Source organism: Neorhizobium puerariae (assembly GCF_042429745.1).
Lineage (GTDB): Bacteria > Pseudomonadota > Alphaproteobacteria > Rhizobiales > Rhizobiaceae > Neorhizobium > Neorhizobium puerariae.
Genome location: NZ_JBHMAA010000042.1, coordinates 1 through 21,089, shown reverse-complemented (window position 1 = coordinate 21,089; position 21,089 = coordinate 1). Strand labels below are relative to the sequence as shown.

Annotated in this window: 17 protein-coding genes and 1 tRNA gene; 16 read left to right on the top strand and 2 right to left on the bottom strand. The window is 60.6% G+C overall.

What is annotated here, in order from left to right; translation table 11 throughout:
- Window positions 1-594: EF-Tu C-terminal domain-related protein (locus ACFFP0_RS29220; RefSeq protein WP_377265741.1), on the top strand; the 594-nt coding region annotated here is incomplete at its 5' end.
- A 101-nt stretch (window positions 595-695) separates the two neighbouring features.
- Here the strand turns inward: ACFFP0_RS29220 and ACFFP0_RS29215 are convergent.
- Window positions 696-1,718 carry a capsular biosynthesis protein gene (locus ACFFP0_RS29215; RefSeq protein WP_377265742.1) on the bottom strand — a complete coding sequence of 341 codons (1,023 nt, stop codon included), beginning with the start codon at window positions 1,716-1,718 and terminating at the stop codon, window positions 696-698.
- On the opposite strand from ACFFP0_RS29215, the gene ACFFP0_RS29210 reads away from it, so the two are divergent.
- The 11 genes from ACFFP0_RS29210 (at window position 1,629) to rpoC (ending at window position 16,091) form a co-directional block, all read left to right on the top strand.
- Entirely contained in the window at window positions 1,629-2,162 is a 534-nt protein-coding gene (locus tag ACFFP0_RS29210) for a hypothetical protein (protein ID WP_377265743.1), read from the top strand. The two genes, ACFFP0_RS29215 and ACFFP0_RS29210, sit on opposite strands and share 90 nt — an antisense overlap.
- Window positions 2,159-3,550, top strand: coding sequence for a capsule polysaccharide biogenesis protein (locus ACFFP0_RS29205; protein WP_377265740.1), 1,392 nt, complete (start codon window positions 2,159-2,161; stop codon window positions 3,548-3,550). The genes ACFFP0_RS29210 and ACFFP0_RS29205 overlap by 4 nt, the downstream gene beginning before the upstream one ends.
- Before the next feature lie 112 nt (window positions 3,551-3,662).
- Window positions 3,663-3,738: transfer RNA gene (locus tag ACFFP0_RS29200), tRNA-Trp, on the top strand.
- A gap of 201 nt (window positions 3,739-3,939) precedes the next feature.
- Complete coding sequence (gene secE / locus ACFFP0_RS29195) at window positions 3,940-4,140, top strand: preprotein translocase subunit SecE (protein WP_037088459.1); 201 nt, start codon at window positions 3,940-3,942, stop codon at window positions 4,138-4,140.
- A 15-nt stretch (window positions 4,141-4,155) separates the two neighbouring features.
- Window positions 4,156-4,686 (top strand): transcription termination/antitermination protein NusG, encoded by a 531-nt coding sequence (gene nusG, locus ACFFP0_RS29190; RefSeq protein ID WP_377265739.1) that lies wholly within the window; start codon window positions 4,156-4,158, stop codon window positions 4,684-4,686.
- Between the two features lie 176 nt (window positions 4,687-4,862).
- Window positions 4,863-5,294: a 50S ribosomal protein L11 gene (gene rplK / locus ACFFP0_RS29185; protein ID WP_377265738.1), complete on the top strand. Its 432-nt coding sequence runs from the start codon at window positions 4,863-4,865 to the stop codon at window positions 5,292-5,294.
- Window position 5,295: 1 nt separating this feature from the next.
- A complete protein-coding gene (gene rplA / locus ACFFP0_RS29180) occupies window positions 5,296-5,991 on the top strand; it encodes a 50S ribosomal protein L1 (RefSeq protein ID WP_377265737.1) in 696 nt (231 codons plus the stop codon).
- A gap of 345 nt (window positions 5,992-6,336) precedes the next feature.
- The gene (rplJ, locus tag ACFFP0_RS29175) at window positions 6,337-6,855 is read left to right on the top strand and encodes a 50S ribosomal protein L10 (protein WP_377265736.1); all 519 of its coding nucleotides are present in this window, start codon (window positions 6,337-6,339) and stop codon (window positions 6,853-6,855) included.
- A gap of 58 nt (window positions 6,856-6,913) precedes the next feature.
- The gene (gene rplL / locus ACFFP0_RS29170; protein ID WP_377265735.1) at window positions 6,914-7,297 is read left to right on the top strand and encodes a 50S ribosomal protein L7/L12; all 384 of its coding nucleotides are present in this window, start codon (window positions 6,914-6,916) and stop codon (window positions 7,295-7,297) included.
- 256 nt (window positions 7,298-7,553) lie between these two features.
- The gene (gene rpoB, locus ACFFP0_RS29165; protein ID WP_377265734.1) at window positions 7,554-11,693 is read left to right on the top strand and encodes a DNA-directed RNA polymerase subunit beta; all 4,140 of its coding nucleotides are present in this window, start codon (window positions 7,554-7,556) and stop codon (window positions 11,691-11,693) included.
- Between the two features lie 186 nt (window positions 11,694-11,879).
- Window positions 11,880-16,091, top strand: a complete 4,212-nt coding sequence (rpoC, locus tag ACFFP0_RS29160; RefSeq protein ID WP_377265733.1) for a DNA-directed RNA polymerase subunit beta' — start codon at window positions 11,880-11,882, stop codon at window positions 16,089-16,091.
- A gap of 358 nt (window positions 16,092-16,449) precedes the next feature.
- Here the strand turns inward: rpoC and ACFFP0_RS29155 are convergent, their stop codons facing one another.
- The gene (locus ACFFP0_RS29155; RefSeq protein ID WP_377265732.1) at window positions 16,450-16,743 is read right to left on the bottom strand and encodes a transcriptional regulator; all 294 of its coding nucleotides are present in this window, start codon (window positions 16,741-16,743) and stop codon (window positions 16,450-16,452) included.
- Window positions 16,744-17,230: 487 nt separating this feature from the next.
- On the opposite strand from ACFFP0_RS29155, the gene rpsL reads away from it, so the two are divergent.
- The 4 genes from rpsL to ACFFP0_RS29135 all read left to right on the top strand — a co-directional run.
- Entirely contained in the window at window positions 17,231-17,602 is a 372-nt protein-coding gene (gene rpsL / locus ACFFP0_RS29150; protein WP_003507760.1) for a 30S ribosomal protein S12, read from the top strand.
- Between the two features lie 107 nt (window positions 17,603-17,709).
- A complete protein-coding gene (gene rpsG, locus ACFFP0_RS29145; RefSeq protein ID WP_085423134.1) occupies window positions 17,710-18,180 on the top strand; it encodes a 30S ribosomal protein S7 in 471 nt (156 codons plus the stop codon).
- 33 nt (window positions 18,181-18,213) lie between these two features.
- Window positions 18,214-20,313, top strand: a complete 2,100-nt coding sequence (gene fusA / locus ACFFP0_RS29140; protein ID WP_377265731.1) for an elongation factor G — start codon at window positions 18,214-18,216, stop codon at window positions 20,311-20,313.
- Window positions 20,314-20,381: 68 nt separating this feature from the next.
- On the top strand, window positions 20,382-21,089 hold a 708-nt coding region (locus ACFFP0_RS29135), incomplete at its 3' end, for an elongation factor Tu (RefSeq protein ID WP_377265730.1).

Genomic DNA, 21,089 nt, shown 5'->3' with positions numbered 1-21,089 from the left:
GCTTACATCCCGACGCCCGAGCGTCCGATCGACCAGCCGTTCCTGATGCCGATCGAAGACGTGTTCTCGATCTCGGGCCGCGGTACGGTGGTGACGGGCCGCGTCGAGCGCGGGATCATCAAGGTCGGTGAGGAAGTCGAGATCGTCGGCATCCGTCCGACGACGAAGACGACCTGCACGGGCGTTGAAATGTTCCGCAAGCTTCTGGACCAGGGCCAGGCTGGCGACAACATCGGCGCGCTGCTGCGCGGTGTCGACCGCAACGGCGTGGAGCGTGGTCAGATCCTGTGCAAGCCGGGTTCTGTGAAGCCGCACAAGAAGTTCAAGGCGGAAGCCTACATCCTGACGAAGGAAGAGGGCGGCCGTCATACGCCGTTCTTCACGAACTACCGTCCGCAGTTCTACTTCCGCACGACGGACGTGACGGGGATCGTGACGCTTCCGGAAGGCACGGAAATGGTGATGCCGGGCGACAACGTGACGGTTGACGTCGAACTGATCGTGCCGATCGCGATGGAAGAAAAGCTGCGCTTCGCGATCCGCGAAGGCGGCCGCACCGTCGGCGCCGGCATCGTCGCTTCCATCGTCGAGTAAGCGATAGAAGAATATCGAATGAGGAAAGGCCTCGCCGGCAGCGGCGGGGCCTTTCCGCTTTCAGGCTTACCGCATGATCCGCCACGGAACCTCACCCAGGATCAATCGGCTTTGAAGAGCTCGTTCTCGTAACGGAAGTGTGCCCCGCCACGCGGCTTGCGGAAGGAGAGGGGCAGCCTTTCTGTCGTCTCCGACAGCCGGGCTGCAACATTCCCGACGCCGGCGCGGATCGCTTCCCTGCCGATGAAGCCGCCGCGAACCTGCGTGGTTGCCGCAAGCGCCCGGATGAACGCATCGAACAGGTCCGGGTCCGGAGCCTTCGGGTTTTGCCAGAAAGCAGCCAGGCTATCCTGAAAGGCGAGGCCCGGCACGTCGTAGATCGCCGCGCCAAGTGCGATGGCCGGCTTGCCCGAAGCAAGGGCCGTCAGCCCGACCGTGGAATTGACGGTCACCACGCCGCGGCACTTTTCGATCAGCATGTCCGTGCTCCCCCCGTCGGCGGCGAACACGCGGTGAGCCACGCCGGATCGTTTCGCGATCTCGCCGATCCGCTTCGGCCAGCGCGACAGGCCGTTGTCGATCGGATGGACCTTGAAGAGCAGCCGGCTCGATGGAGGAGCGTGCCGGGCGAAGGAGGCGATGGCCGCGTCCGCCAGCCTGAAGAGGTCTCCGCCCGGCGCATGCCGGCGGATCTGATAGTCTCCGGGCAGTTGCAGGGGAAACAGGAAAAAGCCACCGTCTTCTCCGCCTTCGGGCGTCACGCAGGCCGCGATAGCCTGCTCCGCATCTTTCCGTCGCCTGCGAAGGGCAAGAGCCTTCCAGATCCAGCCGCTATATTCGACGAGAGGATGGACGGGGCCATGCGTCCGGTAGTGAGGATGGACGAGCCAGCCGAGGAGTACGTTCGGAATATGGAACGCAAGGTCGTAAAGAGCGTAGGTGAGGAAACTCGAATGGTAGCGTTCCGACGAGGGAATTGCCGGCTCGTTTGCGGCAAGCGCCATGATTTCGCCGGGCTCGCGCGGGAAGCGCGAATGAGCCGACATGCCGTCCGGCTCGATGGTCAGCCAATCGGGCCTGAGATAGCCGTGTTCCAGGACATGGACGCGAAGTCCATGCCGGATGCCTATCTCCGCAGCAACCGCGTGAACCTGCCTGCCATCACCCAACATGACGATGTCTGTCACATTGTGATCGCCGATGTAGCAATTGAGATACACCGGCCATTCATTTTCGCGACCCCGGAACAGGTTGCTTTCCCTCGGCCACCAAAACACCATATCTCCCAGGCAGAAGCTGATTTTCTTTACGGAAGCTCCTTTTTTTTCAAGCTCTTCCGCGAGGAACTTCAAGAACGGGGAGGCGGGGCCCTGAAGAAGCAGGAAAGTGCGGGATTTCATGTCACACAACCTGTGGGAATGATTGGCATGGGCTGCTTTGGCATTGACGGGAAAACTGCCTTGAGGAAAATACCGATCGAAGTTCGTAGACACATCTCGCAATTGGGGCGCATCCGCAAGCCGGTCCTTTGCGTATGCAACCATCAAGCAGTATTGGTTCCCGCATGACCAAAGTCCTGTTCCTGCAAGGCCCTCCGTCGGTATTCTGGCGCGAACTGGCGGACGCGTTCGAAGCGCAGGGCATCGGGACGAAGCGTGTCAATTTTTCCTTCGGGGACCAGCTTTACTGGCGAAAGCGGGGTGCGATCAACTATCGCGGCACCTTGCGGGCCTGGCCGCGCTATCTCGCCGACCTTATTCGCCGCGAGTCGATTACCGATATCCTCTATTATGCCGACCGGCTTCCCTATCATCGTCTCGCATCGCGAATCGGCCGCAAGCTCGGCGTGCGTTGTCATGCCTTGGAATTCGGTTACCTGAGGCCCGACTGGATCACGCTGGAACGGGACGGGATGGGGCGGTTCTCGCATTTCCCGAGCGATCCGGATCATATCCGGCGGATCGCCGCGCAGGTCGGAACGCCCGATCTCCATTCGCATTACAGCCATACCTTCGGTCAGGAGGCGACCAACGAGGTCGTCTATAACCTGGTCGCCTATTTCGGCTGGCTGATGTTCCCGTTTTACCGGGCGGACAAATATTACGACCCGCTCTTCGATTATTTGTCCTGGCTGCCGCGCATGTTCAGGGCACGCCACGACCTGCCGGAAGGTTTTCTCGACGACCAGTCGAAGAAGAACTACTTGCTCGCCCTGCAGCTTCAGAGTGACTATCAGATCCGTGCGAATTCGCCCTACAGGCATCTGTCGCAGATGCTCGAACAGGTCATTCAATCCTTTGCGCGCCATGCGCCCGAAAATGGCCGGCTGATTGTCAAGCAGCATCCGCTGGACAACGATCTGGAAGGCTGGCGCAAGGTTGTCGCCCGACTTGCCGAACGGTACCGGGTGAAGGGCAGGGTGGTCTTTATCGAAAAGGGCAATCTGCAGGCGATACTTCGCAGTTCCCATGGCGCGATCGTGGTCAATTCCACGACCGGTCTGCACAGTCTCCGGGCGGGTGTGCCGACGATCGCGTTGGGTGCCGCGGTCTATGACGTTGCGGGGCTGACCCATCAGGGCGGCCTCGACACCTTCTGGCGCCAGCCGGAACCGATCGACAAGACGCTTCTTGTGGATTTCATCAAGGCGCTGGCCGGCAGCGTGCAGGTCAAGGGCAACTTCTACAACGAGGCCGGACGCAAGCTGGCCGCCGAGGCGATCGTCGCCCGTGTCTGCGGCGGTCTGGTCAATGAGCCGGACGCCTATGTGGAAAGGCCGCCCCGCCTCTCCTGGCAGCGTCTTCCCCTGCCTGAAAGAAGCGGTCAGTCCCCGGGCGTCCTGCCGGGAGGGCTGGATTTGCCGGGCAGGGAGATCCTCGTCGGCAACCGGGAGCCCGCGCTTTCGGTCGTGCGCTTTGGAGACGCTTCCGATCAGCAGAACAGAAAGCTGAGATAGAACGCGGGGATATTCAAAAACGCTCTTGCAAAGCGCGGCGCATCCCCTTAAAGGGAGCGCCTAGCCCGCCGGCGGTGAAATGGATCGCATGTTTCCAAGCCGGTGGGAATGAAGGGGTATAGCTCAGTTGGTAGAGCGGCGGTCTCCAAAACCGCAGGTCGGGGGTTCGAGCCCCTCTGCCCCTGCCATTTCCAAGACGATTGGCGCGAGTTCATCCGCAGCGGGATTGTCCTGAAATGGTGTGCTGCACAAAGCGGCAAATTTTCATCGAACACTGTTTTCCCTCTTGTGTAAAGGGGAAGGGGTGTTTATGTAGGGTTCAAAACAGACACGCGGTGCGTGGGGCTGGGCGAGATCAGCTTTACGCGCCGTAATTGCGTGGGCAATCTATGGCATCCAAAACCAATCCTGTTACGTTTCTGCGCCAGGTGCGCTCGGAGGCGTCGAAGATCCATTGGCCGTCTCGTCGCGAGACTATGATCTCCACGGCGATGGTTTTGGTGATGGTGGTCTTTGCTGCGCTGTTTTTCTTCGCTGCCGACCAGTTGATGGGCTGGCTTTTGCGCCTGGTCCTGAACGTCAGCGTTTGATTCTGGAGAATGAAGATGGCGGCGCGCTGGTACATCGTCCACGCATATTCCAATTTTGAGAAGAAGGTAGCCGAGGATATCGAGAACAAGGCTCGCCAGAAGGGGCTTGAGCACCTGTTCGAGAAAATCCTTGTGCCGACCGAGAAGGTCGTCGAGGTGCGCCGTGGCCGCAAGGTCGATTCCGAGCGCAAGTTCTTCCCGGGTTATGTTCTTGTCCGGGCGAACCTGACCGACGAAGCCTATCACCTGATCAAGAACACGCCGAAGGTCACCGGCTTTCTCGGTTCCGATAACAAGCCGGTTCCGATTCCGGACTTCGAGGCGGAGCGGATTCTGGGGCAGGTCCAGGAAGGCGTGGAGCGCCCGAAGTCCTCGATCACTTTCGAGATCGGCGAGCAGGTTCGCGTCTCGGATGGTCCCTTCGCCTCCTTCAATGGCATCGTTCAGGATGTCGACGAGGAGCGGTCACGCCTCAAGGTTGAGGTTTCGATCTTCGGTCGCGCGACCCCGGTCGAGCTGGAATACGGTCAGGTCGAAAAGGTCTGATGAGTTTTGAAATGGGGCTTGTCGTTCGTTCGGCAGGCCTCGCGCGGCGTTTGCCGCAAGCGCGTGGGAGGGAGGCTTCTTTAGCCGGATGCCTTGGCCGAACCACGCAACCGCAGCCGCCGGATGTTCCGGCATGTAGGATCGGGTGACTGGTCCATAACGAAAGGCAGAGAGAAATGGCTAAGAAGGTAGCGGGCCAGCTCAAGCTGCAGGTCAAGGCAGGATCGGCGAACCCGTCCCCGCCGATCGGCCCGGCGCTTGGTCAGCGTGGCATCAACATCATGGAATTCTGCAAGGCGTTCAATGCCGCCACGCAGGAAATGGAAAAGGGCATGCCGATCCCGGTCGTCATCACCTATTTCCAGGACAAGTCCTTCACGTTCGCGATGAAGCAGCCTCCGGTCAGCTACTGGCTGAAGAAGGAAGCGAAGATCACCTCCGGCTCCAAGACCCCGGGCAAGGGCGCCAAGGCCGGCACCCTCACCAAGGCTCAGATCAAGTCGATCGCCGAAGCCAAGATGAAGGACCTGAACGCCGCGGACATCGAAGGCGCAATGGCCATGATCGAGGGCTCCGCCCGCGCCATGGGCCTGGAAGTGGTGGCGTAACATGGCAAAGCTTGCAAAGCGTATTCAGAAGATCCGCGAAGGCGTTGATCCGACCAAGCTGGTTGCCCTGACGGATGCCATCTCGATGGTCAAGTCGCGCGCCACGGCGAAATTCGATGAAACCGTCGAGATCGCCATGAACCTCGGCGTTGACCCGCGCCATGCGGACCAGATGGTCCGCGGCGTCGTCAACCTGCCGAACGGCACCGGCCGTGACGTTCGCGTCGCCGTTTTCGCCCGTGGCGCCAAGGCTGACGAAGCCAAGGCTGCCGGTGCAGACATCGTCGGCGCCGAAGACCTGGTCGAAATCGTCCAGGGCGGCAAGATCGACTTCGATCGCTGCATCGCGACCCCGGACATGATGCCGCTCGTCGGCCGTCTCGGCAAGGTTCTCGGTCCGCGCGGCATGATGCCGAACCCGAAGGTCGGCACCGTCACCATGGACGTCACCGGCGCCGTCAAGGCTTCCAAGGGTGGTGCTGTCGAGTTCCGCGTCGAGAAGGCCGGTATCATCCATGCCGGCATCGGCAAGGCTTCCTTTGACGCCAAGGCTCTCGAAGAGAACATCAAGGCTTTCGCCGATGCGGTCATCAAGGCGAAGCCGGCTGGCGCGAAGGGCAACTACGTCAAGCGCGTGGCGATTTCCTCGACCATGGGTCCGGGCGTCAAGATCGACCCGTCGACGGTCACGGCCTAATGATTTCGTCCGCAGCCCACAGGTTGCGGACTATCTGAATTCCCGGCCTTTCGGGGCCGGGGATTTCCGGAGAAATCCGGAATTCCTGTCCGAGATTGCGGGTGGCTTCGGCCTTAATCGTTTGACCTGCATGAGACGGGTAAGAACTTGGATTTTCAAGAGCGCCAAGGCGCCTTTCGAGTTCGGTTCGAGCCTAGTGTGCCTTGTGCCTGGAGCCGCTGAGGTGACAGTGCGAGGGGACAGGACCCTCAAGCGTCGCTCGGGATCTTTTAAAACGGTCCCTTGAGGCAAAGGCAAACCCGGTAGGGCCTGCAGGATTGCGGTCCTACCTACTGGAGACAGACAGTGGAAAGAGCGGAAAAACGCGAATTCGTCACGGAGCTGAACGAAGTCTTCAAGGCTTCCGGTTCGGTTGTCGTGGCCCACTATGCTGGTGTCACAGTCGCGCAGATGAACGACTTCCGTTCCAAGATGCGCGCTGCTGGCGGCACCGTCAAAGTCGCGAAGAACCGCCTGGCCAAGATCGCTCTTCAGGGCACGGAGTCGGAAGGGATGTCGGACCTGTTCAAGGGTCAGACGCTCATCGCCTACAGCGATGACCCGATCGTAGCTCCGAAGGTCGTCTCGGATTTCGCCAAGATCAATGACAAGCTCATTGTTCTCGGCGGCGCCATGGGATCGACCACGCTCAACGCGGAAGGCGTCAAGTCGCTTGCGACTCTGCCTTCGCTGGACGAGCTGCGTGCAAAGCTGCTGGGCATGATTCAGACCCCGGCAACCCGCATCGCAGGCGTTGTTCAGGCACCGGCAGCCCAGCTTGCCCGCGTGTTCGCAGCATATGCCAAGAAGGACGAAGCCGCATAAGGCGGAACTTCGCTGTTTATAACCAACCGGTTCGAACCGAATAAAAGGAACTATCAAAATGGCTGATCTCGCAAAGATCGTTGAAGACCTCTCTGCCCTCACCGTGCTGGAAGCTGCCGAGCTTTCCAAGCTGCTCGAAGAAAAGTGGGGCGTTTCCGCAGCTGCTCCGGTAGCTGTCGCTGCCGTTGGTGGCGCTGCCGGCGGTGCTGCCGCTCCGGCTGAAGAAGAAAAGACCGAGTTCGACGTCATCCTCACGGATGCCGGCGCGAACAAGATCAACGTCATCAAGGAAGTCCGCGCCATCACCGGCCTCGGCCTCAAGGAAGCCAAGGACCTCGTCGAAGGCGCTCCGAAGGCTGTCAAGGAAGCCGTCTCCAAGGCTGAAGCCGCTGATCTCAAGAAGAAGCTTGAGGATGCCGGCGCCAAGGTCGACGTCAAGTAATACCGGAATGCGGCGGGAGAGGGGGGCTCTCCTCTCCCGCCGGTTTCCTCCGAACTGATTACCCAAGAACCGGTAAAACGGTTCTTGGGTAATGGGTTCTCAAGAGGATGGTCCCGAACCGAACCGCTTTCAGGCAATCCGGCCGGCGTGTTGGGGAAGTGGGACGAGATTGGGAATACCCATTGATTGACGGGAGATCGACTGGCCAGCGAACCCCGTCCGTTGCAGGCCCGGATGCATTTTTGAAGGAGCGACGATGGCTCAGACCCTTTCGTTTAATGGTCGCAGGCGCGTACGCAAGTTTTTTGGAAAAATCCCCGAAGTCACTGAGATGCCGAACCTCATCGAGGTTCAGAAGGCGTCCTATGACCAGTTTCTGATGGTCGACGAACCGAAGGGCGGCCGCCCGGACGAAGGTCTGAATGCCGTTTTCAAGTCCGTTTTCCCGATCAGCGATTTTTCCGGCGCCTCGATGCTCGAATTCGTGTCCTACGAATTCGAACCGCCGAAGTTCGACGTGGAAGAATGCCGCCAGCGCGATCTCACCTATGCCGCGCCGCTCAAGGTGACGTTGCGCCTCATCGTGTTCGATATCGACGAGGATACCGGCGCGAAGTCCATCAAGGACATCAAGGAACAGTCCGTCTATATGGGCGACATGCCGCTCATGACCGATAACGGTACGTTCATCGTGAACGGCACCGAGCGCGTGATCGTGTCGCAGATGCACCGCTCTCCGGGCGTCTTCTTCGACCACGACAAGGGCAAGAGCCATTCTTCCGGCAAGCTGCTCTTTGCTGCGCGCGTCATTCCCTATCGTGGCTCCTGGCTGGACATCGAGTTCGACGCCAAGGACATCGTCTTTGCCCGTATCGACCGCCGCCGCAAGATTCCGGTGACCTCGCTCCTGATGGCGCTGGGTATGGATGGCGAAGACATTCTGTCCACCTTCTATTCGAAGGCCACTTACCAGCGTGACGGCGAGGGCTGGCGTATCCCGTTCCAGCCGGAAACCCTGAAGGGCGCCAAGGCTCTCTCCGACATGATCGACGCCGATACCGGCGAAGTGGTCGTGGAAGCGGGCAAGAAGCTCACCCCGCGTCTGCTCCGCCAGCTCTCCGAAAAGGGCCTGAAGGCGTTGAAGGCGAGCAATGACGACCTCTACGGCAACTATCTCGCCGAAGACGTCGTCAATCTGGAAACCGGCGAGATCTATCTGGAAGCCGGCGACGAGATCGATGAGAAGACCCTGCCGGTCATCCTGAACGCAGGGTTCGATGAAATCCCGATCCTCGGCATCGACCACATCAATGTCGGCGCCTATATCCGCAACACGCTTGCGGCCGACAAGAACGAGAACCGCCAGGACGCGCTGTTCGATATCTACCGCGTCATGCGTCCGGGTGAACCGCCGACCATGGAATCGGCGGAAGCCATGTTCAACTCGCTGTTCTTCGATGCGGAGCGTTACGATCTCTCCGCCGTCGGCCGCGTCAAGATGAACATGCGCCTCGATCTCGACGTTCCGGATACGGTCCGCATCCTGCGCAAGGAAGACATCCTGGCGGTCGTCAAGATGCTCGTCGAACTGCGCGACGGCAAGGGCGAGATCGACGATATCGACAACCTCGGCAACCGCCGTGTCCGTTCGGTCGGCGAACTGATGGAGAACCAGTATCGCCTGGGCCTGCTCCGCATGGAACGTGCCATCAAGGAGCGCATGTCGTCGATCGAGATCGACACCGTCATGCCGCAGGACCTGATCAACGCCAAGCCGGCGGCCGCCGCCGTTCGTGAATTCTTCGGTTCCTCGCAGCTCTCGCAGTTCATGGATCAGGTGAACCCGCTTTCGGAAATCACCCACAAGCGCCGCCTGTCGGCTCTTGGACCGGGCGGTCTGACCCGCGAGCGTGCCGGCTTCGAAGTCCGCGACGTTCACCCGACCCATTACGGCCGCATTTGCCCGATCGAAACGCCGGAAGGCCCGAACATCGGTCTGATCAACTCGCTTGCGACCTTTGCCCGCGTCAACAAGTACGGCTTCATCGAAAGCCCGTACCGCAAGATCGTCGACGGCAAGCTGACGAACGACGTGCTTTACCTCTCCGCCATGGAAGAGGCGAAGTACTACGTCGCGCAGGCGAACGCGCCGATGAACGATGACGGCACCTTTGCCGAAGAGTTCGTGGTCTGCCGCCATGCCGGCGAAGTGATGCTCGCCCCGCGCGACACCATCAACCTGATGGACGTCTCGCCGAAGCAGCTCGTTTCCGTCGCAGCGGCGCTGATCCCGTTCCTGGAAAACGACGACGCCAACCGCGCTCTCATGGGCTCGAACATGCAGCGTCAGGCCGTGCCGCTGGTGCGCGCCGAAGCTCCGTTCGTCGGCACCGGCATGGAGCCGGTCGTCGCCCGCGATTCCGGCGCGGCGATCGCCGCCCGCCGCGGCGGCGTGGTCGACCAGGTGGACGCGACCCGTATCGTTATCCGTGCAACGGAAGACCTCGATCCGTCGAAGTCCGGTGTCGATATCTATCGTCTGCAGAAATTCCAGCGTTCGAACCAGAACACCTGCGTCAACCAGCGTCCGCTGGTCTCCGTCGGTGACGTTCTGAACAAGGGCGATATCATCGCAGACGGTCCGTCGACCGATCTCGGCGACCTTGCCCTCGGCCGCAACGCGCTCGTCGCGTTCATGCCCTGGAACGGCTATAACTACGAAGATTCGATCCTGATGTCGGAGCGGATCGTGTCGGACGACGTGTTCACCTCCATCCACATCGAGGAATTCGAAGTGATGGCGCGTGACACCAAGCTTGGTCCGGAAGAAATCACGCGCGACATTCCGAACGTTTCGGAAGAAGCGCTGAAGAACCTCGACGAAGCCGGCATCGTCTACATCGGCGCCGAAGTCCAGCCGGGCGATATCCTCGTCGGCAAGATCACCCCGAAGGGCGAAAGCCCGATGACGCCGGAAGAAAAGCTCCTGCGCGCCATCTTCGGTGAAAAGGCCTCTGACGTCCGCGACACGTCCATGCGCATGCCTCCGGGCACGTTCGGCACGGTCGTCGAAGTTCGTGTCTTCAACCGTCACGGCGTCGAGAAGGACGAACGTGCGATGGCGATCGAACGCGAGGAAATCGAACGCCTCGCCAAGGACCGCGACGACGAACAGGCGATCCTCGACCGCAACGTCTACGGTCGCCTGCTCGACATGCTGCGTGGCCAGATGTCGGTTGCCGGTCCGAAGGGCTTCAAGAAGGGCGTCGAGCTGTCCAACGCCGTCGTCTCCGAATATCCCCGCTCGCAGTGGTGGATGTTCGCCGTCGAGGACGAAAAGGTTCAGGGCGAGATCGAGGCTCTGCGTGGCCAGTACGACGAGTCCAAGTCGCGCCTTGAACAGCGCTTCATGGACAAGGTCGAAAAGGTTCAGCGCGGCGACGAAATGCCTCCGGGCGTCATGAAAATGGTCAAGGTCTTCGTCGCTGTGAAGCGCAAGATCCAGCCGGGCGACAAGATGGCCGGCCGTCACGGCAACAAGGGCGTCGTCTCGCGCATCGTACCGGTCGAGGACATGCCGTTCCTCGAAGACGGCACGCATGTCGACATCTGCCTGAACCCGCTGGGCGTGCCGTCGCGCATGAACGTCGGCCAGATTCTCGAAACGCACCTTGCATGGGCTTGCGCCGGCATGGGCAGGAAGATCGGCGAGCTGCTCGACGAGTATCGCAAGTCGATGGACATTACCGACCTGAAGCGCGAGCTGACGGAAGTGTATTCCAGCCAGGCAAGGGACGAGGTTGCCAATTTCGACGACGCGTCGCTGGTCAAGCTGGCCGAGCAGTCCCGCAAGGGCGTCTCCATCGCAACGCCGGTCTTTGACGGTGCGCATGAACCTGACGTCGCTTCGATGCTGAAGAAGGCCGGCCTGCATGAATCCGGCCAGTCGGTCCTCTATGATGGTCGTACGGGCGAGCCCTTCGACCGCAAGGTCACCGTCGGCTACATGTACATGATCAAGCTGAACCACCTCGTGGACGACAAGATCCACGCCCGTTCGATCGGTCCGTACTCGCTCGTCACCCAGCAGCCGTTGGGCGGCAAGGCGCAGTTCGGCGGCCAGCGCTTCGGGGAAATGGAAGTTTGGGCGCTTGAAGCATACGGTGCGGCCTACACGCTGCAGGAAATGCTGACCGTGAAGTCGGACGACGTGGCAGGCCGTACCAAGGTCTACGAAGCGATCGTCCGCGGCGACGACACGTTCGAGGCGGGCATTCCGGAGAGCTTCAACGTTCTCGTCAAGGAAATGCGTTCGCTGGGTCTGTCGGTCGAGCTCGAGAATTCGAAGATCGAAACGGGCGAAGCAGGGCAGCAACTGCCTGACGCTGCAGAGTAAGGATAAAAGGCGCGCGCTTGAGATAAAGGCGCGCGCCGCTCCCCGACGCCGGTTCCCGCCGGCAGGATCGGGAAACTTTCGCCGCATTTCGCGGCTACGACCGTTTTAAGCGTCGGTCTGTCCCTCCCGGGAATTCGGACAGGACCGATCGCAAGCCGAGGGCTTCGGCCCCTAAAGGAGATAGGCATGAACCAAGAGGTCATGAATCTTTTCAACCCGCAGGTGCCTGCGCAGCACTTCGATTCGATCCGTATTTCGATCGCGTCGCCCGAGAAGATTCTCTCCTGGTCCTACGGCGAAATCAAAAAGCCGGAGACCATCAACTACCGTACGTTCAAGCCGGAACGCGACGGCCTCTTCTGCGCGCGCATCTTCGGACCGATCAAGGACTACGAGTGCCTGTGCGGCAAGTACAAGCGCATGAAGTACAAGGGCATCATCTGCGAAAAGTGCGGCGTCGAAGTCACGCTGTCGCGTGTTCGCCGCGAGCGCATGGGCCATATCGAGCTCGCCGCTCCGGTCGCCCACATCTGGTTCCTGAAGTCGCTTCCCTCGCGCATCTCGACCCTTCTCGACATGACGCTGAAGGATGTCGAGCGCGTTCTCTATTTCGAGAACTACATCGTCACTGAGCCGGGCCTGACCGCGCTGAAGGAAAACCAGCTTCTTTCCGAAGAAGAATACATGATCGCCGTCGATGAATATGGTGAAGACCAGTTCACGGCGATGATCGGTGCTGAAGCCATCTATGAAATGCTGGCTTCCATGAATCTCGAAAAGATCGCCGGCGACCTGCGCTCGGAGCTTGCCGACACCACGTCGGATCTCAAGCAGAAGAAGCTGATGAAGCGGCTGAAGATCGTCGAGAACTTCATCGAGTCCGGCAACCGCCCGGAATGGATGATCATGAAGGTCGTTCCGGTCATCCCGCCGGACCTGCGCCCGCTGGTTCCGCTCGATGGCGGCCGTTTCGCGACCTCTGACCTCAACGATCTCTACCGTCGCGTCATCAACCGTAACAACCGTCTGAAGCGCCTGATCGAACTGCGCGCCCCGGGCATCATCATCCGTAACGAAAAGCGCATGCTGCAGGAATCTGTCGACGCGCTGTTCGACAACGGCCGTCGCGGCCGCGTCATCACCGGCGCCAACAAGCGTCCGCTGAAGTCGCTCTCCGACATGCTGAAGGGCAAGCAGGGCCGCTTCCGCCAGAACCTGCTCGGCAAGCGCGTCGACTATTCCGGCCGTTCTGTCATCGTGACCGGTCCGGAACTGAAGCTGCACCAGTGCGGCCTGCCGAAGAAGATGGCGCTTGAGCTCTTCAAGCCGTTCATCTACGCCCGCCTCGACGCCAAGGGTTATTCCTCGACCGTCAAGCAGGCCAAGAAGCTGGTCGAGAAGGAAAAGCCGGAAGTCTGGGATATCCTCGACGAAGTCATCCGCGAGCATCCGGTTCTCCTGAACCGCGCTCCGACGCTGCACCGCCTGGGCATCCAGGCCTTCGAACCGATCCTGGTCGAAGGCAAGGCGATCCAGCTGCACCCGCTCGTCTGCACGGCCTTCAACGCCGACTTCGACGGCGACCAGATGGCCGTTCACGTACCGCTGTCGCTCGAAGCCCAGCTCGAAGCCCGCGTGCTGATGATGTCGACGAACAACATCCTGCATCCGGCCAACGGCGCGCCGATCATCGTTCCGTCGCAGGACATGGTTCTCGGCCTCTACTACCTGTCGATCATGAACCAGAACGAGCCGGGCGAGGGCATGGCCTTCTCCGACATGGGCGAGCTGCATCACGCTCTGGAAAACAAGGTCGTCACGCTGCACGCCAAGATCAAGGGCCGCTTCAAGACCGTCGACGCCGACGGCAAGCCGGTTTCAAAGATCTACGAGACCACTCCGGGTCGCATGATCATCGGCGAATTGCTGCCGAAGAACGTCAACGTGCCGTTCGAGACCTGCAACCAGGAAATGACCAAGAAGAACATCTCCAGGATGATCGACACGGTCTACCGTCATTGCGGCCAGAAGGACACGGTCATCTTCTGCGACCGCATCATGCAGCTCGGCTTCACCCACGCCTGCCGCGCCGGCATTTCCTTCGGCAAGGATGACATGGTCATCCCCGCCACCAAGGAGAAGATCGTCGCCGACACCGAAGCGCTGGTGAAGGAATACGAACAGCAGTACAACGACGGCCTGATCACCCAGGGCGAGAAGTACAACAAGGTCGTCGACGCCTGGGGCAAGGCGACCGAAAAGGTCGCCGAAGACATGATGGCGCGCATCAAGGCCGTCGAGTTCGACGCCGAGACCGGTCGCCAGAAGCCGATGAATGCCATCTACATGATGTCGCACTCGGGTGCCCGCGGTTCTCCGAACCAGATGCGCCAGCTGGGCGGCATGCGTGGCCTGATGGCGAAGCCGTCGGGTGAGATCATCGAAACGCCGATCATCTCGAACTTCAAGGAAGGCCTGACCGTGAACGAGTACTTCAACTCGACGCACGGTGCCCGTAAGGGTCTCGCAGACACCGCCCTGAAGACCGCGAACTCCGGTTACCTGACCCGCCGTCTCGTCGACGTCGCGCAGGATTGCATCGTCAACCTGGTCGATTGCGGCACCGACAAGGGCCTCACGATGACGGCGATCGTCGATGCTGGCCAGGTCGTGGCTTCGCTCGGCGCCCGTATCCTCGGTCGTACCGCGCTCGACGACATCGACAACCCGGTCACCGGCGAGAACCTCGTCAAGGCCGGCCAGATGATCCTCGAGCCGCATGTCGCCGAAATCGAGAAGGCCGGCATCCAGTCCGTCCGCATCCGTTCGGCGCTGACCTGCGAAGTCCAGACGGGCGTCTGCTCGGTCTGCTACGGCCGCGACCTGGCTCGCGGTACGCCGGTCAACATGGGCGAAGCGGTGGGCGTCATCGCTGCCCAGTCGATCGGTGAACCGGGCACCCAGCTCACCATGCGTACGTTCCACCTTGGTGGTACGGCGAACGTGGTCGACCAGTCGTTCCTGGAAGCGTCCTATGAAGGCACGATCCAGATCAAGAACCGCAACCTTCTGCGTAACTCCGAAGGCGTTCTCGTCGCGATGGGCCGCAACATGGCGATCACCATCCTTGACGAGCGTGGCGTCGAGCGCTCCTCGCAGCGTGTCGCATACGGTTCGCGGCTGTTCGTGGATGATGCCGACAAGGTCCGCCGCGGCCAGCGTCTCGCCGAGTGGGACCCGTACACCCGCCCGATGATGACGGAAGTCGAAGGTACGGTTCAGTTCGAGGATGTCGTGGACGGCATCTCCGTTTCGGAATCGACCGACGAATCCACCGGTATCACCAAGCGTCAGGTCATCGACTGGCGTTCGACGCCGCGCGGTTCGGATCTCAAGCCGGCGATCGTCATCAAGGACGCTTCCGGCGCGATCGCCAAGCTGTCGCGTGGTGGCGAAGCCCGCTTCCAGCTGTCGGTCGACGCGATCCTGTCCGTCGAGCCGGGCCAGAAGGTCTCCCAGGGTGACGTTCTCGCGCGTATCCCGATGGAAAGCGCCAAGACCAAGGACATCACCGGCGGTCTGCCGCGCGTCGCCGAGCTGTTCGAAGCCCGTCGTCCGAAGGATCACGCCATCATCGCCGAGATCGATGGTACGATTCGCCTCGGCCGCGACTACAAGAACAAGCGTCGCGTCATGATCGAACCGGCGGAAGACGGTGTCGAACCGGTCGAATACCTGATCCCGAAGGGCAAGCCCTTCCATCTTCAGGATGGCGACTACATCGAGAAGGGCGACTACATCCTCGACGGCAACCCGGCGCCGCACGACATTCTGGCGATCAAGGGCGTGGAAGCGCTTGCTTCCTACCTCGTCAACGAAATCCAGGAAGTCTACCGACTGCAGGGCGTCGTCATCAACGACAAGCACATCGAGGTCATCGTCCGTCAGATGCTGCAGAAGGTCGAGATCACCGATGCCGGCGACAGCCAGTACATCGTCGGTGACAATGTCGACCGGATCGAGCTGGAAGACGCCAACGAGCGCCTGGCCGAAGAAGGCAAGAAGCTTGCCTACGGTGAGCCGGTCCTGCTCGGCATCACCAAGGCGTCGCTGCAGACCCCGTCCTTCATCTCGGCCGCTTCTTTCCAGGAAACCACCAAGGTTCTCACGGAAGCTGCGATCGCCGGCAAGATGGACACGCTGCAGGGGCTCAAGGAAAACGTCATCGTCGGCCGTCTCATCCCGGCCGGCACGGGCGGCACCATGACCCAGATCCGCCGCATCGCCACGTCGCGCGACGACCTCATCCTGGAGGAGCGCAAGAAGGGTTCGGGCGCTGGCTCCGCGACCCCGATGCTGCAGGACATGGCCGGCCAGAACGCTCCGGCCGCCGAGTGATCGGCGGGGGTGCCCGTTCGTCGCACCCCATGGAATTGAAGAAAAAGAAAACGCCCGGAGCAATCCGGGCGTTTTGACGTTTTAGGTGGAAAGCTGAGACTTGAAGGATCGATCCGGGTCGGACATCCGGGGCAGGCGGACATGGCTGGAAGATTTCCAAAACCATTCCGGCGGCGACAATACGTCCTGACCGGCAGGATGCCTGAAATGACCTATCCGGTCCTGCTGCCGGGCCGGGGCAACGCTCCTGAGTCGGTCAACGCGATCCCCGACGGCCGGATGACGAAGACCGGAGAAAAGCCGGTCGGGGGACACTCGCCGGACTATGCCGGCGGGTGGGGGTCATCGCGCGGACACGCTATTCGAAACGGATGATGGCGACTTCGCCTTCCAGTGCGCCCTGATAGGCCGAAGCATGCGGCTCTTCCGTGGGCTCGTCGGTCAGCACGCCGATCTGGTCGAGGTCCGCTTCGAGAAAACCTTCCTCGGAGAGCGCATTGAGCGCCTCCCGCACCGCGGAATCGTCGTCTGGCGCGCGTAGCATGATATGGAGATCGATGCCGTCTCCACCTTTCTGCTCATAGCCCTTGCCGATGATGATGAAGACCATCGGCGCGTCGAGGTTATTGTCGTTGTCTGGCGTGGTGATCATCATTGTCTCCGCTCGGTTACATCTTGTCCGAGGAGAACCCCGGACGCAACATTCCCGCACTCTTTAGTTCCATTGCCGGCGATTCCCAAATATTAATACCGAAAGGGCTCTGAATCTCGCGAAACCGTGTTTCGAAACGCCCCGTTCGGCCCGGAACCCCGGGGTTTGAGGCATTATTTTCGGTGCGGCCCTTGACGGGCAGGGGGGAAAACAGTAAACGCCCCGCATCGGAAGCGATGTGAGGCTTGTCCGTCCGGGATGACTCGTTCCGGAATGTGGCCTCAAACACGGTTCCAAACGCACGTTGAAGACACGAATGCTGCACGCATGACGTATGAGGAATGCGTCCTCTGCCTTTTGTGGTCCATCCGGAAAATCGGATCGGGCCACGTTTTGCGCATGAGGAGATGTGTGTGTCGTCGCCAGCAACGGCATCAGGGTAGGCCCCGAAAGGGGCTTGGAAGAAGATTTTGCAAGGGATGGTTATATGCCTACCGTAAACCAGCTGATCCGCAAGCCGCGTCAGGCACAGGTAAAGCGCAACAAGGTTCCTGCTCTGCAGGAAAACCCGCAGAAGCGCGGCGTTTGCACCCGCGTCTATACGACGACCCCGAAGAAGCCGAACTCGGCTCTGCGTAAGGTCGCCAAGATTCGCCTGACCAACGGTTTCGAAGTCATCGGCTACATCCCGGGTGAAGGTCACAACCTGCAGGAGCACTCCGTCGTCATGATCCGTGGCGGCCGTGTCAAGGACTTGCCGGGCGTTCGTTACCACATCATCCGCGGCGTTCTCGATACCCAGGGTGTCAAGAACCGCAAGCAGCGCCGTTCGAAGTACGGTGCGAAGCGTCCGAAGTAATTCGGATACCGGTTTCCCCCGTGGGAGCCCGGATTTTGAAATCCCGGCGCTGCGCGAGGTCCTCCGCGTGGTAGAGCGCCTTAACAGTTGAAGAGACGAGAAGAAGAATGTCCCGACGCCATCGTGCAGAAAAGCGTGAGATCAACCCAGACCCGAAGTTCGGTGATCTCGTCGTCACCAAGTTTATGAATGCGATCATGCTCCACGGCAAGAAGTCCGTGGCCGAAAACATTGTCTATGGCGCGTTCGACGCCGTTCAGGGCAAGTCCAAGCAGGACCCGCTCGGTATCTTCCATCAGGCGCTCGACAACGTCGCGCCGCATGTCGAAGTCCGTTCGCGTCGTGTTGGCGGTGCGACCTACCAGGTCCCGGTCGACGTGCGTCCGGAGCGCCGCCAGGCTCTCGCGATCCGTTGGGTGATCGCCGCTGCCCGCAAGCGCAACGAGACGACCATGGTCGATCGCCTTTCCGGTGAGCTCATGGATGCTGCAAACAATCGCGGCAGCGCAGTCAAGAAGCGTGAAGACACGCACAAGATGGCTGACGCCAACCGCGCTTTCTCGCACTACCGTTGGTAATCTTCATCCGATCGAATTTCGAAAGGCAGTCTTATGGCTCGCGAGTATAAAATCGAAGACTACCGAAATTTCGGTATCATGGCGCATATCGACGCCGGCAAGACCACGACCACCGAGCGTATCCTTTATTACACCGGCAAGTCGCACAAGATCGGTGAAGTTCACGATGGCGCAGCCACGATGGACTGGATGGAGCAGGAGCAGGAACGCGGCATCACCATCACGTCTGCCGCCACCACGACCTTCTGGAAGGGTCGCGACGGCAAGATGCGCCGCTTCAACATCATCGACACCCCCGGCCACGTCGACTTCACCATCGAAGTCGAGCGCTCGCTGCGCGTTCTCGACGGTGCGGTCGCTCTGCTCGACGCCAATGCCGGCGTTGAGCCGCAGACGGAAACTGTCTGGCGCCAGGCCGACAAGTACAACGTCCCGCGGATGATCTTCTGCAACAAGATGGACAAGACCGGTGCGGACTTCTACCGCTCCGTCGAGATGATCAAGACCCGTCTTGGCGCGACCGCCGTCGTCTGCCAGCTGCCGATCGGCGCCGAAACCGAGTTCAAGGGCGTTGTCGACCTGATCGAGATGAACGCTCTCGTATGGCGCGACGAGTCCCTCGGCGCCCAGTGGGATGTCGTCGAAATCCCGGCCGACCTCAAGGAAAAGGCTGAAGAATATCGCGAAAAGCTGATCGAGACGGTTGTCGAGATCGACGAAGAAGCGATGGAAGCCTACCTCGAAGGCCAGATGCCGGACAACGACAAGATCCGTGCGCTCATCCGTCGCGGCACGATCGACGTCAAGTTCTTCCCGATGTTCTGCGGCTCCGCCTTCAAGAACAAGGGCGTTCAGCCGCTGCTCGACGCCGTCGTCGAATTCCTGCCGTCGCCGGCCGACATTCCGTCGATCAAGGGCATCGACGTCAAGACCGAGGCCGAGATCGAGCGTCATGCGGACGACAACGAGCCGCTCTCCATGCTCGCCTTCAAGATCATGAACGACCCCTTCGTCGGTTCGCTCACGTTCTGCCGCATCTATTCGGGCAAGCTCGAAAAGGGCTCCTCGCTGCAGAACACGGTCAAGGAAAAGCGTGAGCGCGTCGGCCGCATGCTGCAGATGCACTCCAACTCCCGTGAGGACATCGAAGAAGCCTTCGCAGGCGACATCGTCGCTCTCGCAGGCCTCAAGGAAACCACCACGGGCGACACGCTCTGCGATCCGCTGAAGCCGGTTATCCTGGAGCGCATGGAATTCCCCGAGCCGGTCATCCAGATCGCCATCGAGCCGAAGTCCAAGGGCGACCAGGAAAAGATGGGCCTGGCCCTCAATCGCCTGGCTGCCGAAGACCCGTCCTTCCGCGTCAAGTCCGACGAGGAGTCCGGCCAGACGATCATCGCCGGCATGGGCGAACTTCACCTCGACATCATCGTCGACCGCATGCGTCGCGAATTCAAGGTCGAAGCCAACGTCGGTGCTCCGCAGGTTGCCTATCGTGAGACGATCACGAAGCAGCACGAAGAAGACTACACGCACAAGAAGCAGTCCGGTGGTTCGGGCCAGTTCGCACGCGTGAAGATCTTGTTCGAGCCGAATCCGGAAGGCGAAGACTTCAAGTTCGAATCGAAGATCGTCGGCGGTACGGTTCCGAAGGAATATATCCCGGGCGTCCAGAAGGGCATCGAAAGCGTGCTCTCCTCCGGTCCGCTCGCGGGCTTCCCGATGCTCGGCGTCAAGGCGACGCTCCTCGACGGTGCCTACCATGACGTCGACTCGTCGGTTCTCGCGTTCGAAATCGCCTCCCGCGCCTGCTTCCGCGAAGCCGCCAAGAAGGCCGGCGCCCAGCTCCTCGAACCGATCATGAAGGTCGAGGTTGTGACGCCGGAAGATTACGTCGGCGATGTGATCGGCGACCTGAACTCCCGTCGTGGCCAGATCCAGGGCCAGGAATCGCGTGGCATCGCCATCGTGGTCGATGCGCATGTGCCGCTGGCGAACATGTTCAAGTACGTCGACAACCTGCGCTCCATGTCGCAGGGCCGCGCGCAGTACTCGATGGTCTTCGATCATTACGCGCCGGTTCCGACGAACGTCGCAAACGAAATCCAGGCAAAGTACTCCGGTCAGAAGTGACCGGGGTATCCCGTCTGAAACAGTAGAGATTTTTTCCCCGCAAAGGGGACAAGAATGGAGAGCCGGAAATGGCAAAGAGCAAGTTTGAGCGCAACAAGCCGCACGTCAACATTGGGACGATTGGTCACGTTGACCATGGGAAGACGTCGCTGACTGCGGCGATCACGAAGTACTTCGGCGAGTTCAAGGCTTATGACCAGATTGATGCGGCGCCTGAAGAGAAGGCGCGTGGCATCACGATTTCGACTGCGCACGTTGAATACGAGACGGCGAACCGTCACTATGCGCATGTCGACTGCCCCGGCCACGCCGACTATGTGAAGAACATGATCACCGGTGCTGCGCAGATGGACGGCGCGATCCTGGTCTGCTCGGCCGCCGACGGCCCGATGCCGCAGACGCGCGAGCACATCCTGCTGGCCCGCCAGGTCGGCGTTCCGGCGATCGTCGTGTTCCTGAACAAGGTCGACCAGGTCGACGACGCGGAGCTTCTGGAACTGGTCGAGCTTGAGGTTCGCGAACTTCTGTCGTCCTACGACTTCCCGGGCGACGACATCCCGATCATCAAGGGTTCGGCTCTTGCCGCGCTTGAGGATTCGGACAAGAAGATCGGCGAGGACGCGATCCGCGAGCTGATGGCTGCGGTGGATGCTTACATCCCGACGCCCGAGCGTCCGATCGACCAGCCGTTCCTGATGCCGATCGAAGACGTGTTCTCGATCTCGGGCCGCGGTACGGTGGTGACGGGCCGCGTCGAGCGCGGGATCATCAAGGTC

What these genes read in the sequence shown, in the direction of transcription:
- ACFFP0_RS29210 (WP_377265743.1), top strand. Translation starts at nt 1,629, where the DNA reads ATGAGCCGACATGCCGTCCGGCTCGATGGTCAGCCAATCGGGCCTGAG.
- ACFFP0_RS29205 (WP_377265740.1), top strand. Translation starts at nt 2,159, where the DNA reads ATGACCAAAGTCCTGTTCCTGCAAGGCCCTCCGTCGGTATTCTGGCGC.
- secE (WP_037088459.1), top strand. Translation starts at nt 3,940, where the DNA reads ATGGCATCCAAAACCAATCCTGTTACGTTTCTGCGCCAGGTGCGCTCG.
- nusG (WP_377265739.1), top strand. Translation starts at nt 4,156, where the DNA reads ATGGCGGCGCGCTGGTACATCGTCCACGCATATTCCAATTTTGAGAAG.
- rplK (WP_377265738.1), top strand. Translation starts at nt 4,863, where the DNA reads ATGGCTAAGAAGGTAGCGGGCCAGCTCAAGCTGCAGGTCAAGGCAGGA.
- rplA (WP_377265737.1), top strand. Translation starts at nt 5,296, where the DNA reads ATGGCAAAGCTTGCAAAGCGTATTCAGAAGATCCGCGAAGGCGTTGAT.
- rplL (WP_377265735.1), top strand. Translation starts at nt 6,914, where the DNA reads ATGGCTGATCTCGCAAAGATCGTTGAAGACCTCTCTGCCCTCACCGTG.
- rpoB (WP_377265734.1), top strand. Translation starts at nt 7,554, where the DNA reads ATGGCTCAGACCCTTTCGTTTAATGGTCGCAGGCGCGTACGCAAGTTT.
- rpoC (WP_377265733.1), top strand. Translation starts at nt 11,880, where the DNA reads ATGAACCAAGAGGTCATGAATCTTTTCAACCCGCAGGTGCCTGCGCAG.
- ACFFP0_RS29155 (WP_377265732.1), bottom strand. Translation starts at nt 16,743, where the DNA reads ATGATCACCACGCCAGACAACGACAATAACCTCGACGCGCCGATGGTC.
- rpsL (WP_003507760.1), top strand. Translation starts at nt 17,231, where the DNA reads ATGCCTACCGTAAACCAGCTGATCCGCAAGCCGCGTCAGGCACAGGTA.
- rpsG (WP_085423134.1), top strand. Translation starts at nt 17,710, where the DNA reads ATGTCCCGACGCCATCGTGCAGAAAAGCGTGAGATCAACCCAGACCCG.
- fusA (WP_377265731.1), top strand. Translation starts at nt 18,214, where the DNA reads ATGGCTCGCGAGTATAAAATCGAAGACTACCGAAATTTCGGTATCATG.